Origin of the sequence: Streptomyces sp. NPDC046727 (assembly GCF_040645635.1) — a bacterium.
Taxonomy (GTDB): domain Bacteria; phylum Actinomycetota; class Actinomycetes; order Streptomycetales; family Streptomycetaceae; genus Streptomyces.
The window spans coordinates 50,149-64,666 of the sequence record NZ_JBEYYR010000004.1 but is presented as its reverse complement, the minus strand read 5'-3'; the positions used below and the strand labels follow the sequence as shown (position 1 = coordinate 64,666).

Here is a 14,518-nt window from a genome sequence, read left to right as displayed (position 1 = left end):
AGGAGACCAGCATGCATCAGCACTACCAACACGTCTGTATCGAGGGCCGGTTCGCCCCGCTGGCCGTCGTGGCCCAGCTTGCCGACTCCGGTCTGCTCACCGACTACGTCGTCTACGAGCAGGGAGAACGGTGGTACGTCGCCGGCAACCCGGTCCACGAGGTGCGCGTCGACGCCCGGACGATACGTGTCGGCGAGCGCACCTCTCCCTGGTCGGGAGCGCCCTGGGAGCTCCTGCATTCCGCGCTGCACGAGGCGCCGGTGCGCGACTGGCACGCCTACGGCTGGCTGGCCTTCGAGCTGGCGAGCGGTGCCGGTACGGACACGCCGCTGGCCCATCTCATGGTTCCCGGCACCGAGGTGACGGTGACCGAAGCACAGGTGAGCGTGCGTACGCTCGACCCGGATCTCCCCGATCGCCTCCGCAAGGTGCTGGCCGGGACCCCGAGGGCCGCATGCGCCCCGAAACCGGTCGATGTCCACGACACCCGACGCACTTACCAGGGGCATGTCGCCCATGCCGTGGCCGAGATCGGCCGCGGCAGGCTCGACAAGGTCATCCTCTCCCGCACCGTGCCCGTGCCCTTCCCCGTCGACATGACCGCCACCTACCTCGCGGGTCGCACCGCCAACAATCCCGCCCGCTCCTTCCTCCTCGACCTGGCCGGAATCCAGGCCGCAGGCTTCAGCCCCGAAACCGTGATCGAGGTGCCCGGAGACGGCACCGCCACCACCCAGCCGCTCGCGGGCACCCGCGCCCTGACCGGTGACCCGGACACGGACGCCGCCCTGCGCATGCAGCTGCACCGCGACCCGAAGGAGGTCTACGAGCACGCCACCTCCGTGAAACTGGCCGTGGAAGAGCTGTCCGGCGTGGGCGTGCCGGGCACCACGCGTGTGGGGGAGTTCCTCACCGTCAAGCCGCGCGGCAGCGTCCAGCACCTCGCCTCCCGCGTCACCACCGACCTCGCCGCCGGCCGCACCGCCTGGGACGCACTCGGCGCGGTCTTCCCACCGGTGACCGCGTCGGGCATCCCCAAACAGGCCGCCTACCAGTTGATCCGGGAGCTGGAGGCGGAGCCGCGCGGCCTGTACGCGGGCGCGGTCCTGCGGGCCGGTGCCGACGGCTCGCTGGATGCCGCGCTGGTTCTGCGCGCCGTCTACCAGCAGGACGGCAGGGCCTGGCTGCGCGCAGGCGCGGGTGTCGTCGGGGCGTCCCGTCCCGCCCGCGAGTACGAGGAGACCTGCGAGAAGCTCCGCAGCGTCGCCCCCTACGCCGTCCCGAGGGAGGGCTGAGCATGCTGGAGGGATTCACCCCCTGGCCGAAGGATTTCGCCGACCGGTACCGCGAACGGGGGTACTGGAGCGGTCGTACCCTGGGCTCGCTGCTGCGGGAACGGGCCGGGGCCACCCCCGATGCCGTCGCGGTGGTCGACGGTGAGCGCCGCTGGACGTACAGCGAAGTCGACAAACGTGCCGACCGTTTGGCGTCCGGACTGCACGAAATCGGCCTGGCTCCCGGCGATCGTGTCCTTGTCCACCTTCCCAACATCGCGGAGTTCGTGGAGCTGTCCTTCGCCCTGTTCCGGCTCGGCGCCGTCCCCGTCATGGCGCTGCCCGCCCACCGCGAGGCCGAGATCGCCCACCTGCTCGCCCTCTCGGAGGCGGTGGCGTACGTCGTCCCCGACACCCACCTCGGTTTCGACCACCGGCCGCTCGCCCGCGCCGTACGCGGGAAAGCACCGCACCTGCGGCACGTCCTGGTCGTAGGCGAGGCCGAGGAGTTCATCCCACTGGCGTCGCTGGCCGCCGAGCCACGGCCGCTGCCGGAGCCGGAGCCGTCCGACGTAGCCCTGCTGCTCCTGTCCGGCGGCACCACCGGCGCACCCAAGCTGATCCCGCGCACCCACAGCGACTACCTCTACAACGCCGCCGCCAGCGCCGCACTGACCGGTCTGACCTCCGACACCCGTTATCTGACCGCTCTGCCCGCCGCCCACAACTTCCCGCTTGCCTGCCCTGGCATCCTCGGAACCCTGCACGCCGGCGGCACGGTCGTGATGTGCCCGACCCCGAGCCCGGACACCGCCTTCCCGCTGATCGCGCGCGAACGCGTCACCGTCACCGCCCTCGTCCCCTCGCTCGCGCTGCTGTGGCTGGAGGCAGCGGATTGGGCGGAGGACGACCTGAGCAGCCTGGAATTCCTCCAGGTCGGCGGCTCCCGCCTCAAGGCCGAGACCGCCCGGCGTATCGCACCCGAACTGGGCTGCCGGCTCCAGCAGGTCTTCGGCATGGCAGAGGGACTGCTCTGCTACACCCGCCCCGACGACCCGGAGGAACTGGTCATCGACTCCCAGGGCCGCCCCCTCTGCGCGGACGACGAGATCCGCATCGTCGGACCCGACGACCGCGACCTGCCGGACGGCGAGGTGGGCGAGTTGCTGGTCCGCGGCCCGTACACCCTGCGCGGCTACTACAAGGCCGACGAGCACAACACCCGGGCCTTCACCGCGGACGGTTTCTACCGCAGCGGCGACCTGGTCCGCCGCCTGCCGAGCGGCCACCTCGTCGTGGAGGGCCGTATCAAGGACGTCATCAACCGCGGCGGCGAGAAGGTCCCGGTCGAGGAGGTCGAGAACCACCTGCTCGCCCACCCGGCCGTCCACGACGCCGCTTTGATCGGCCTGCCCGACGATCACCTGGGGGAGCGGTCCTGCGCCTGCGTCGTACCGCGCGGCGCACCGCCCACGCGCACCGACCTCGCCACCCATCTCACCGCACGCGGACTGGCCGTCTACAAACTCCCCGACGAGGTCCGTGTGTTGCCGTCCTTCCCCCGCACCGCCCTCGGCAAGGTCGACAAGACCGCACTCGCCCGGCAGGTGAGCGCATGAGCGGCCTGAACACGGTCCTGGACCTGGCCAAGAGCTCGGACCGGGTACGGCGGCTGCTCCAACGGGCGGCGGCACTCGGTCTGTTGAGCGGCGTGCTCAATGTCGTGGGCCTGGTGTGTGTGGCCTACGCCGTCGGGGAACTGCTCGCCGACGACCCGTCCGGCGCCGTCGTCACCCGCTGGGCCGTGGGCGCGCTCGCCGGACTCGTCGGCGGCTTCGGCGCCCGCTGCCTCGCCGAGCACCTGGCGCACGAGGCGAGTTACGAGCTGGAGGTCGTCCTGCGCCGCCGTCTCGCCGACAGCCTGGCGCACATGCCGCTCGGCGAGGTGCAGCGGCTCGGGGCCGGGCGCATCAAGAAGATCGTCCAGGACGACGTGAAGTCCCTGCACAACGTGGTCGCCGACGCCCTGCCGTTCCTCGGCTCCGGCGTCGCCCAGCCCGTCGTCGCGCTGCTGGCGCTCGGGGTGGTGCAGTGGCGGATGCTGCTCGCCGCCCTGCTCATCATCCCCGTAGCGTTCGCCTGCTTCTCGCTGATGGCCCGTGACTACGGGACCCAGCGCGAGCGCTACAACGCGGCGAACGAGAACGTGAACGCGGCCGTCGTCGAGTTCGTCCAGGGCATGCCGGTCGTCCGCACCTTCGACGACGGACGGGCGTCCTTCGGGCGCTTCGCCACCGCCGTCGAGGAGTTCACCGAGGCCGTCGCGGCCTGGATGGCCACGACCCGGTCCTCCGGCCTGCTGCACCGGCTGTTCATCGTGCCGCTGCCCACCCTGCTCATCGTCGCCGCCACCGGCGTCCCGATGCTCACCGCCGGCTGGATCTCCCTCACCGACCTCCTCCTCGCCCTGCTCATCGGCACGATGCCCATCGAGGCCGTCTCACCGCTGATGCACCTGACGAACCACATCAACGACGCCAAGGCGGGCGCGGTCCGCGTGCAGGAACTCCTGGACGCGCCTCCCCTCCCCGAGCCGGGTGACCCGCGCGAGCCGGACGGCGCCTCGATCACCTTCGACTCGGTCACCTTCCGCTACCCGGGCCGGGAAGGCACCCCCGCCCTGGACGGCATCGACCTGGAGATCCCCGAGGGTACGGTGTGCGCCCTGGTCGGCGCCTCGGGCTCGGGCAAGTCGACGCTGGCCCGGCTGATCCCGCGCTTTCACGACGTGGACGAGGGCGCCGTACACGTGGGCGGAGCGGACGTCCGTGACGTTGCGAGCGACGTGCTGCTGCGGCAGGTGGCGCTCGTCTTCCAGGAGCCGTTCCTCGTCACCGGCACCGTCGCGGAGAACATCCGGCTCGCCCGCCCCGACGCCACGGAAGCCGAGGTCAGGGCCGCTGCCGAAGCCGCCGCGGCCCACGACTTCATCGTCCGCGACCTGCCCGACGGCTACGACACCCAGGTCGGCGAACGCGGCGCCCGGCTCTCCGGCGGACAGCGCCAACGCCTCACCATCGCCCGAGCGATCCTCTCCGACGCCCCGATCGTGATCCTCGACGAGGCCACCGCCTTCACCGACCCCGAGACCGAGGCCGCCATCCAGCAGGCGATCGCCCGCCTCACCCAAGGCCGCACCGTCCTCGTCATCGCCCACCGCCTCTCCACGATCACGGACGCCGACCAGATCGTCGTCCTCGACCACGGCCGCATCGCCGAACGCGGCCGCCACGCCGACCTCGTCGCGGCCGGCGGCCGTTACGCCCGCCTCTGGGCGAGCCATCAACAGGCCGCTGCCTGGGGCATGACCGGCCACCGCACCCAGGAGGTCGCCTCGTGAAGCGCATCCTGCGCCTGATGCTCACCGCGGCCGGCCCGTACGCGACGCAGTTCCGTGCCACGCTCCGCGTCTCCCTCGCCGCGACCGTCCTGCAGGCCGCCGCCTACGCCTGCTTCGTCCCGCTCCTCGCGGAACTGACCCGCGACCCCGTGCGCACCGGCCGCGCCTGGGGCTGGGTGGCCCTGCTCGCCGCGCTCGTGGCCGCCGAAGGCGCCCTGAGGGTACGGGAGATGGCTTTCACCTACGACTACTGGCACCTGGTCACCGGCTCCACCCGCCTGCGCCTGGGCACCGCCCTGCGCGCCATGCCCCAGCAGGAGCTGAACCGGCGCGCGGCCGGGGACCTCACCCAGGTCGTCGGCGGCAACGCCACCACGGCCGCTACCGCGATCTCGTCCCTGGCCGCGCTCTTCGTCCAACTGGTCACAGTACCCGCGGTGTTGGGCGTGGTGGTCCTCGCCCTGGACTGGCGGCTCGGCCTCGTGCTGGCGGCGGGAACGCTGGCGGCCCTGCCCCTCGTACGGCAGGTGCAGCGCCGTTCCGGTTCCGGCTTCCGTGAGGTCGACGAGGCCGACGGCGAAGCGGCGGCCCGGATCGTCGAGTACGTCCAGGGACTGCCGGTCCTCAAAGCCACCGGCCAGGCGGGCGCCGATTCACCCCGCCTGATCTCCGTCCTGCACCGCCAGCACCACACCCAAGCCGCCACCAACCGCTCAGCGGCCCTTCCCGTGGCCGGCGCCCAACTCCTCGTCCAGCTGGCCCTCGTGGCACTGGTCTCCCTCGGCGCGGCTCTCGCCCTGGACGCCCGGCTGGCCCCGGCGACCCTGCTCGCCGTCACGGTCGCGGCGGCCCGCTTCGCCGAACCCCTGAGCCTGGCCGCCGTCATGACCAAGCTCTTCGAGCTCTCCGAGGCGGCGCTCGCCCGGATCGACGACGTCCTGTCGGTGCCGCCGCTGCCGGTCGCCGCCGGCGGAACCCCACCGACCTCCTTCGACATCCGCTTCGAAAACGTCACCTTCACCTACGACGGCCAGAGCGAACCCACGCTGAAAGACGTGCACTTCACCATCCCGGAACGCAGCCTGACCGCCCTGGTGGGCCCCTCCGGCTCCGGCAAAACGACCATCACGAGACTCATCAGCCGCTACGCCGACCCCCAGCAGGGCACGGTCCGCATCGGCGGCGTCGACCTGGCCTCACTCGCACCGGACGAGGTGCTGCGCCACATCGCCGTCGTCTTCCAGGACGTCTACCTCTTCGACGACACGATCCGCGCCAACATCGCCCTCGCACGCCCGGACGCCACCGACACCGACATCGAGGCCGCCGCCCGGGCCGCCGGCATCCACGACTTCATCGCGTCGCTGCCCGAACGCTACGACACGCGGGTCGGCGAGATCGGCTCCGCCCTCTCCGGCGGCGAGCGGCAGCGCATCTCCATTGCCCGCGCCTTCCTCAAGGACGCCCCGGTCGTGCTGCTCGACGAACCCACGGCCGCCCTCGACAGCACCTCGGAGACCGTGGTGCAGGAGGCCATCGACCGGCTGGTGGACGGCAAGACGGTGATCGTCATCGCACATCGGCTGTCCACCGTCGTCGGCACCGACCAGATCCTGGTCCTCGAGGACGGCCGCATCACCCAGCACGGCACCCACAGCGACCTGCTCACCGACTCCGACGGCCGCTACGCCCGCATGTGGACCGCACAGGCGGCAGCCCGTCACTGGCAACTCCCGGTGACCGTGGCACGCACGGAAGGCAGGGAAGGAACGCACGCGTGAACCCCACCGCACACGCCCCACGAAGTCGTCCCTTCACCCTGGTCGTCTGCACCCCATGCCGCGATGCGGCTCACGAACACGTCATGGACGTGTTGCGCCTGGCGGTCAGCACCTGCCCCCACGGCGTCATGGTCTCCACCGGATGCCTGGACCGGTTTCTGCACTGCCGTGCCGGCTACGGACTGTACGCCGCCGTACAGCCATGCCGGGCGGACCGCCGGCCCACCGGTGCGGTGGTGCGCCTCGGTCCCATCGCGACCCGGGCCGAAGCGGAGGCAGTCGCCGCGTGGCTCCGGGCCGGAATGCCGGCCGACGGCAGCCTCGTTGAGACTCTGCGCGCTGCGCCGGCGCCGCGGCAGGTCGCCCACCTCAACTGACGGAATTTCGCATGTCCAAGAGCCTGTTGAGCGTGGTCACCGGCAACACCCCCGGCGTCCGGAGTGCCGTGATCGACCAGGTGCTGCGTCTTTCCCGGCAAGCTGCGGTGCTGGCCGTGTCGGTGGAGGGCCAAGGGGATGAGGCGTATCCGGTCGTCCAGCGCTTCCTGTCCGGGACCTGCACCTGTCGGACCCCAGCCCAGTGGGGGCCACCGGGGACCCGGTGGTGGTTCTGCGTAGGACCTCCTGGCGCTGCGGCGAACGGCGGGCCCGGGACAGGCGCACGTCGCCCTGGCCCTAGGATCCGGCTCCCGTCATCGTCGGTGTCGATGCCGCCGCGTATGGCCGACCTCGGCCGGTGCAGGCCACCTCGTGGGGAGACGACCGGAAGGCGTCCGGTGTTGCTGCGCTCGTCGGCCGTCTGAACCGGGAGGCACGGATCCTCACAACAGTGGGCGCGAGCGCCCCCGCGCCGACCTCGCTCATCGAGGCCCTGCCGTCCGGCGCGACCCACGCGTGGCAGGCCCGGCTGGAGCCGGTCCTGGCGGCCGCCGCCACAGCGGAACGGTGAGCATGGCGTGGAGTCGGTACTCTGGCGAGCCCGCAGTCCTCTGCACCCAGGGCGGCTGGCCGACGCGCTCGACACCGTGATGGACGGGGTGGTGCGTGGCCCCGGCCACCCCCGCGTGAGCGGGGACCACCGGTCCGGGGCCCAGCCCGGCTGCGGCGGGAGGGGACCACCACCTTCCGAACAGTGGGATCACGCGCAAAACGCCTGACCGTCCTGCGAGCCCGCGAGCTGGATGCCGGGAAAGCAGAGACGGATCCTCTCAGCTCATCCACCTCAGCCTCGCCGAGATCAGACGCCTGGTCATCCGCCTCACCGACCGCCGACCCATGGCCGTCGACCACATCCTGTACTGGTCCATCTGGCGCCGACGGCGACAACACCAAGCCCGCACTAGCCACTACAAGCGGCGCGGACACAGCCCCTGACCTGGCCATCAGTCACAACAAGCACCGTTGCAGTATTAGGACGGCCACTGGTGGGTGAGCGCCTTGGTCAGTTCGTGGCCGTGCGAGGAGGGACGTGGATCTCCAGGACGAGCAGGGTGATGGCGATGGCGAAGACGCCGTCGCTGAAAGCCTCGACGCGTCCGGTCTCGCTCACACCAGCCCGTCCCAGCCCCAGCGGGGTGTCGGTCCCGGTTCGCCGAGGTCCTGGCCGACTGGGCCGGCCGAGACGTCACGGGCGATCCGGGTGCCCCAGTCGAAGTACTCCAGCACCCGGCGGCGCAGCCTCTCGTCCTTGGGGAGTTCCTTGCCGACGGCGTCGGTCATCAGCTCCATCCACCGGGTCCGCTGCTCCTCGGTGATCGACAGGCCGAGGTGGCTCCGGAGCAGGGCCTGGTGGCCGCCGTTTTCGGCGGTGAAGCCTGCGGGCCCGCCGAAGACCTCCGCGAGCCAGACGGCAACGTGCTCGGTGTGGGCCCGGGTGAAGTCCGCGAAGACCGGGGCGAGCAGCGGGTCCGCGAGCACACCGTCGTAGAAGGTGTTGCTCAGCCGGCGGAGTGCGTCCATGCCGCCCACGGCCTCGTACAGGGTGGTGGCACGCTCGGTCACGGCGTCTGCCCGCCCGTCGTGTCCCCGGCGGCCGCGGACACGACCGATGTCCGGGCGTAGTGCTTCATCTCCTCGATGTCCCCGATGTACGGACGGACGGCGGCGAGGAAGGACGGGAAGTGCGGGCCGCCACGGAAGCCCTGTTCGTGGTCCGTCACGGAGGTCCACTCGATCCGCAGGATGTACCGCTCGGGCTCCTCGAGGCCGTGGGAGAGCTCGTACCCGAGGCACTGCGGAGCCCGATCCAGCTGCTTGGCAGCGGTCACATACGCCTTCTCGAACTCGGCTCGGCGTTCTTGATCGGCGATGCGGTACCGGATGTACTCCACGATCACGTCGGTCCTCCGTGGGGTCGGTTCTCGGCAATGATTCAGAGATGCCGACGGGGAAGCGAGGATGTTCGCTTCCGGCACATGAAGCGGAGGTCAGGGTTCTGCGGAGGCGGCCGGGCACGGAGGACGAGGCCGGGGGCGGAGAGGAGGCCGTCACGCCGGTCACGGCAGCTGTCCATGATCCATGCCAATCGCGTCGCCGCCCTCGGCTCCTCCCGCGCACCGCCGACCGGGTGGCCTGACTGGTGTGACGACTGACCTTCCCGGTTTCCCTCCGGTCAGTCTGCCGCTACGCCCGGCATTCGCCCACGGCAGACGAGAAAGATCCTCAAAGGACTGGAGCTCTCTCCTCGCTGGCGGGCGACGCGGCAGTGACGTGGTCGATCGGGGCCTGGGCGAATGGCTCCCGGGAGCGGGGAAGGAACGCCTGCCCGAGCAGCCGACCCGCCGCAGGAAGGCACTCCCCGGTGCGAAATACTCTCCCGATGAGTTCACGCACTTCCCCGATAAGTCAGCCGATCACGATACGGAGGGCAGTCGCGCGGGATGCCAAACGGCTCACGCGGCTCGTGCGTGGCTCCGGCGCCTACGAGGGTAAGTACGCAGCGGCAGTCGCGGGCTACCGGGTCGGTCCTGATTACATCGAGGCCCACCGCGCCTTCGTAGCCGTCGGCGCCGACGAGCATGGGGGCCGGGTCATCGGGTTCTACTCGCTCGTGCTCGCTCCACCGGAGCTCGACCTGCTGTTCGTCGCCGACGAGGCGCAAGGACGTGGTATTGGACGGCTGCTCGTCGCGCACATGCAGTCCGAGGCTCGTGCTGCCGGGCTCGACCGTGTCAAGGTCGTGTCGCATCGTCCCGCCGAGGACTTCTACCACCGCGTCGGTGCAGTGCGGAGCGGGACCGCGCTCGCGAACCCGCCCGCGGTGCCGTGGGACCGTCCCGAATTCGAGTTTCGCATTCCTTCGGAATGACGCGGTGTGCCGATTCGCAGGGCATCGTCTTCGCCTGCATTGTGGCCGGCATGCAGGAGCCGCTGGACGCCACGCGCTCCGTGTGCGCCGTCGTCTGGAGCCATCGAAATCGCGCACACCTCAGCTCGCTCCACACACGATCGAGGTCGGCCGCTGTAAATACGTGGCGCGGATGTGGGCAGGGCTGTATTGGGCCGCGTGTGGAGGTGCCCGGGCCGGTCGATTGCTTTCGCTGAGATGGCCGGACGGCTGTGGCCCCCAGACCTGAGCGGTCCGGGGGCCACAGCGCCGCCGGGTCCATGCCGGGCACGGCGTGGAGGGGCCGGGTGTCGCGTTACGGCGTCGGTGTCTTCCAGATGCCGCGGCCGTGCGTGGCCACGTACACCTGGCTGCCGTCGGGGCTCGGCGAGAGGTAGACCGCCGGCGAGGTGGGCAGGTTGGTGCCCAGGCGCGCCCAGTGGCCCGCCGAGGTGCTGGTGAACACGCCCAGGTCGGTGGCGACCACGAGGGCGCCGTTCTTGGTGACGAGCGCCGCGTTGGCCGGGGCGTCCGGGAAGGAGTCCGTGGCCGCGGGATCGCCGCTGGTGTCCGTCCAGGTCGTGCCGCCGTCGGCGGTCTTCCAGACGTGGCCGTAGCCGGCGCCGGGGCCCTCGTTCCAGTGCCGCGAGAAGCCGTTGATCACCGCGTAGACCGTCTTTCCGGAGGCGTCGGACGGGTCGATGGCCAGACCGGAGATGTAGCGGTTCGGGAAGGCGGCGGGTAGGTTCACCTGGTGCCAGGTGCCGCCGTAGTTGGTGGCGATGCCGCGCCCGAAGGTGCCGTCGACCTTGGAGCAGGGGCCGCACCAGGCCGCCCACGTCACATGGCCGCGGCTGGCGACCGCTGAGGCGGAGTGGCCGGCGCCCAGGTCGTAGAGCTTGGTCCAGTCGGCGCCGGAGGTGCTGTTCCAGGTCTTGGTGTTGCCCCAGACGTACTGGCCGCCCGCGACCCACAGGCCGTTCGGGTCGGTCTCGTCCGCGCTGAACGGGGCGATGAAGCGGGCCCCCGGGTCGCCGGGCGCGATGTCGGTGATCACGTCCTCGGAGCCGTCGTCGCTCGCGGTGTACCCGCAGTTGTTCGTGATCTGCAGCGCCAAGTCGACGTACTCGCCGACCGTCTGGCAGCCGTTGTCCGGGTTGACCAGCTGGTCGCCGCCGTCACCGCCGAACGGGGAGACCATCTCGCCGGCCGGGTTGAGCTGTTGTCCCTGGTAGCTGGCGCCCTTGGGCGCGAGCAGCGAGACGCCGTTGTCCTGCAGGCCGCCCCAGACGGCCTCGCCGCTGCCGTCGGTCATCTTCCCCGCGCGCACCGAGTAGTACTGCAGGTTGCGCAGGGTGCCCGACTCGTTGAGATTGCGCCAGCCAGCGGTGGTCTGCGTGGTGGTGCGGGCGTAGGCGCCGCCGTCGTTGCCGACGAACACCTGAGGCGTGCTGCCCTTCCACTGGGAGAAGGCGAGGGCGTGCTGGTCGGAGTGCATCACGTCACCGTCGCAGGAGTTCTGCGCCGGATCGTACGAGAAGCAGGGCATGCCGAAGTTCCAGTAGCGGCCGATCGCCTTCCAGGTGGCGCCGCCGTCGCGGGACTCGAACATCTCCTCAAGGCCGAGGTAGACGTGGTTCGGGTCGCTCGGGTCGACCGCGATGACCTGGTCGTACCAGGACTGGGAGCCGGGCTGGTAGCCGGTGCCGATCTCCTTGATCTTCATCGCGGAGCCGGTCGTCGACAGCGACGAGGAGGTCGCGATCTGCTTGAAGGAGCCGCTGGCGTTGCCGCTTTGGCTGACGTACACGCCGGCGAGGACCGAGTACACGCCGGAGCCGGAGGACTTGTTGAGGAGCTTCGGGGACTCCATCGAGACGTACAGCTTGCTGCCGTCGGCCGCGTACGCGAAGGCGGCGTTGCCGATCTCGGCGGGGTTGATCGCACCGGTCGGGTTGGCACGCTTCCAGGTGGTGCCCGCGTCGGTGGAGTAGTAGAAGCCGTTGTAGGCGGCGCCGCTGCGCCAGGCCACATTGGCCAGCAGCTTGGTACCGTCGCTGCCGGGCTGTACGGCGATGTCGTTGGCGATGTCCGCGTAGTGGCTGTCCACGCCGCAGCTCACGCCGCTGATGCCGACGCCCGCGCACGGGGCGAGGACCTTCGTCCAGGCGGTGGACTGCCCGGCCGACAGCGGGCGCCGGAAGACGCCGTGCGAGGAGGCCGCGAACACGTAACCAGCCGCCTTGTCGAGGGTCAGGGTGTGGATGGAGCTGCTGTCCAGCTCGGTACCACCCACCTTGTCGCTCTCGCTGAAGGTGCCGGTGACCGGGTCCGCGAGGCGGTAGACGCCGCTGCCGAGGTAGTTGTCGGAGGCGGTGGTGGCCTCGCCGGTGGCCAGCCACAGCGAGCCGTCGGGCGCGACCGTGAGGGCGCCCACGGACAGGGCGGGCAGCCGGTCGGCGATCGGCGTCCAGGTCCTGCCGTCGTCGGTGGAGCGGAACACGCCACCGCCGGCGGCGCCCGCGTAGACCACGCCCTGGTGCGTCGGGTCGGTGGCGAGGGCGGCGATACGGCCCGCCGAGTGGCCTGCACCGCCGCCGGAGTTGGAGGCCGACTGGTCGCGGTAGTGCCTTGCGTCCTCGTTGTACGGGGAGGTGGTGACCTCGGACCAAATGCCGGACCTCAGCGGCATGTTCTTGATGTGCGCCCAGGCGTCGGCGTACGCGCCCGGCGCGAGCTGGCCGCTGGGGGAGAGCCTCGGCTCGTTGAACGCGTCGAGGGACTCCATCAGTTCATGGGACTCCTCGCCTGCCACGTCATGGCGGCCGGCATCCGTGTCGCTCGCCCCGAACGCGGCGACGGGTCCCGTCCCCGCTATCAGGAGTGCGGCGGCTGCGGCGGCGAGTGCTCTCCTGCCGCCGCTCTCCGCCCCGCGGCGCGGTCTGCACCGTGCGGAATACCCACGCATGGACTGTCTCCGGCTTCTTCGGCGTAAGTGGCGGCCGCCCCTACGGTCGCACTTGATCTCCTACTGCCGAGCGCCGGAACCGTACTGCCGTGCACGCCTTCAACCCCAGGGGTTTACAGCAAATTTATAGCCTGACAAACGTAACGATTTCAAAAACGACCTCGTTCGCCATTCGGTCTCCCGCCGTGACGGCACACTTCACTACTTGCAGCGCAGCCGGCCGGTTCTCCGTTACCAGAGCCCCTACGACGACGGTGGACGCCGAGCCGTCAGGCGGCTCCACGGCTCTGGGGCAGGGCGGGCAGACCGCGTCGACCAGGAGGGGCGTGCCGTCCGGACCGGGGCGGGTGTACCTGGCGACGGTCCGGCGCTTCGCCGGATCGCCGTCGAGGATGGTCATGTCGCTGCCGAGGGCCGGCATGCCGACCTGCGTGGACTGGGGAGGCCGCTCGACCGGGTTCGGGGAGCATCCGCCGTGCACCGGGTGGACGCCCTGAGCGGCCAGCCGACGCTGTGCCGCATCCGAACGTAGTGGCCTGTGGCCGCGGGCCGAAGGCTGGGAGGCGGATGTGGCTTGCGGGTGGGTTCTCGCCCGCCGGGCCGCGCTTTAGGCTGCGACCGCTCCGAAATCTGACGATCTTTTGGAGGGTGTGCAGGATGAACCGAGCTCTCATGACCGCATGGGCGGCAGCAGCGCTGGTCGTGTCCGGGGGCAGCACCACCGCCTCCGCTTCCGATGCCCCGCCGGGCACGACGCACGGTCCCTGCCAGTACACCCAGACCCCGGACGAGCCGGCGGCGCGGCCGGTTCCCCTGCCGCCCGCCCCGCGGCACACCCCCGGTCACGGCACGGTCGACATGGCTGTCCCGACCAGTCAGGGCCCGCTCCCGCTGCGTCTGGACCGGGCGAAGGCGCCGTGCACGGTCCAGAGCTTCGTGCACCTGGCGCGGCACCGGTTCTACGACCGTACGGTGTGCCATCGGCTGACGGCGTATCCGACGCTGAAGGTCCTGCAGTGTGGCGACCCGACCGGCACGGGCGAGGGTGGGCCGGGGTACGCGTACAAGGACGAGCTGCCGGTGGACCTGCCGCCGGCACCGAGCGATCCGACCGGCGTCCGTCGCCTTTACGGGCGCGGTGTGCTGGCGATGGCCAACGCCGGGCCGAACACGAACGGTTCGCAGTTCTTCGTCGTCTACGGCGACTCCGCGCTGCGACCGAACTACACGGTGTTCGGCACGGTCGGTACCGCCGGCCTGGAGACGCTCGACAAGATCGCTGCCGGCGGTATCGAGCCGACTACGCAGGACCCCCAGCTTGTCGACGGCACGCCCGTGCTGCGGACCGAGCTGCTCCGCATCCGGCCGTCCTGCCGGCCCTGACGAACCGTGGTGCGGTCACCGTGGGGCCGGCTATGTGCCTGGTCTCACGGTGATGTGAAGCAGCCGTTGCCGAACGCCTCGTGTTGCAATTCGCTACGACGCTGGGCGAGCCGTCGGGCGGGGGGCGCGTCAGGGGCCGCAGGGGCTCCAGTGCCCGAGGAAGGGCTTCAGGTCGCCGGCTCGCGGCTCGGGGATGTCGGGTAACTGGGGCGGAGTTTCCAGGGGGTCGAGACGCTCCACGGTGTCCGCCGCCCAGCTGATCCATGCTTCGGCTTCGGTTCTCGCCTTCCCCGGCGGCATGGCCGCGATTCGCGTGCGCACGGTCCTCACATATTCAGTCAGTCGGATGGCGTGGCACCATGCCGCTTCCTGGGCTTCGGAATGCCTG

General features: G+C 70.7%; 11 protein-coding genes and 1 pseudogene. 7 read left to right on the top strand and 5 right to left on the bottom strand.

The genetic code is table 11. The features are described 5' to 3' along the window. Positions 1–11 precede the first annotated feature (11 nt). From ABZ937_RS06265 to ABZ937_RS06245, 5 genes are all read left to right on the top strand, one after another. Entirely contained in the window at positions 12–1,295 is a 1,284-nt protein-coding gene (locus tag ABZ937_RS06265) for a salicylate synthase (RefSeq protein ID WP_361686295.1), read from the top strand. A 2-nt stretch (positions 1,296–1,297) separates the two neighbouring features. Continuing rightward, entirely contained in the window at positions 1,298–2,893 is a 1,596-nt protein-coding gene (locus tag ABZ937_RS06260) for an AMP-binding protein (RefSeq protein ID WP_361686292.1), read from the top strand. Further along, positions 2,890–4,674, top strand: coding sequence for an ABC transporter ATP-binding protein (locus tag ABZ937_RS06255; RefSeq protein WP_361686289.1), 1,785 nt, complete (start codon positions 2,890–2,892; stop codon positions 4,672–4,674). Before ABZ937_RS06260 ends, ABZ937_RS06255 begins: the two co-directional genes overlap by 4 nt. Continuing rightward, entirely contained in the window at positions 4,671–6,455 is a 1,785-nt protein-coding gene (locus ABZ937_RS06250; RefSeq protein ID WP_361686286.1) for an ABC transporter ATP-binding protein, read from the top strand. The genes ABZ937_RS06255 and ABZ937_RS06250 overlap by 4 nt, the downstream gene beginning before the upstream one ends. Positions 6,456–6,538: 83 nt before the next feature. Further along, positions 6,539–6,832, top strand: coding sequence for a hypothetical protein (locus tag ABZ937_RS06245; protein WP_361686283.1), 294 nt, complete (start codon positions 6,539–6,541; stop codon positions 6,830–6,832). Positions 6,833–7,916: 1,084 nt separating this feature from the next. On the opposite strand, the pseudogene ABZ937_RS06240 reads toward ABZ937_RS06245, so the two are convergent. The 3 genes and pseudogenes from ABZ937_RS06240 to ABZ937_RS06230 form a co-directional block, all read right to left on the bottom strand. Further along, positions 7,917–8,018, bottom strand: a pseudogene (locus ABZ937_RS06240) (TMEM175 family protein); the annotation flags it as partial. Further along, a complete protein-coding gene (locus tag ABZ937_RS06235) occupies positions 8,000–8,455 on the bottom strand; it encodes a group II truncated hemoglobin (RefSeq protein WP_361686280.1) in 456 nt (151 codons plus the stop codon). The gene ABZ937_RS06235 and the pseudogene ABZ937_RS06240, both read right to left, overlap by 19 nt. Beyond that, on the bottom strand, positions 8,452–8,790 hold the full coding sequence (locus tag ABZ937_RS06230; RefSeq protein ID WP_361686276.1) for an antibiotic biosynthesis monooxygenase family protein: 339 nt from the start codon (positions 8,788–8,790) through the stop codon (positions 8,452–8,454). Before ABZ937_RS06230 ends, ABZ937_RS06235 begins: the two co-directional genes overlap by 4 nt. 482 nt (positions 8,791–9,272) lie before the next feature. Here ABZ937_RS06230 and ABZ937_RS06225 point away from each other — a divergent pair, with 482 nt between their 5' ends. Continuing rightward, positions 9,273–9,761, top strand: a complete 489-nt coding sequence (locus ABZ937_RS06225; RefSeq protein WP_361686273.1) for a GNAT family N-acetyltransferase — start codon at positions 9,273–9,275, stop codon at positions 9,759–9,761. A 334-nt stretch (positions 9,762–10,095) separates the two neighbouring features. Here the strand turns inward: ABZ937_RS06225 and ABZ937_RS06220 are convergent, their stop codons facing one another. Next, a complete protein-coding gene (locus ABZ937_RS06220; RefSeq protein ID WP_361686270.1) occupies positions 10,096–12,567 on the bottom strand; it encodes a glycosyl hydrolase in 2,472 nt (823 codons plus the stop codon). Between the two features lie 837 nt (positions 12,568–13,404). On the opposite strand from ABZ937_RS06220, the gene ABZ937_RS06215 reads away from it, so the two are divergent. Next, the gene (locus tag ABZ937_RS06215; protein WP_361686267.1) at positions 13,405–14,130 is read left to right on the top strand and encodes a peptidylprolyl isomerase; all 726 of its coding nucleotides are present in this window, start codon (positions 13,405–13,407) and stop codon (positions 14,128–14,130) included. 129 nt (positions 14,131–14,259) lie between these two features. Here the strand turns inward: ABZ937_RS06215 and ABZ937_RS06210 are convergent, their stop codons facing one another. Further along, positions 14,260–14,451 carry a hypothetical protein gene (locus tag ABZ937_RS06210; RefSeq protein ID WP_361686264.1) on the bottom strand — a complete coding sequence of 64 codons (192 nt, stop codon included), beginning with the start codon at positions 14,449–14,451 and terminating at the stop codon, positions 14,260–14,262. Positions 14,452–14,518: the final 67 nt, after the last annotated feature.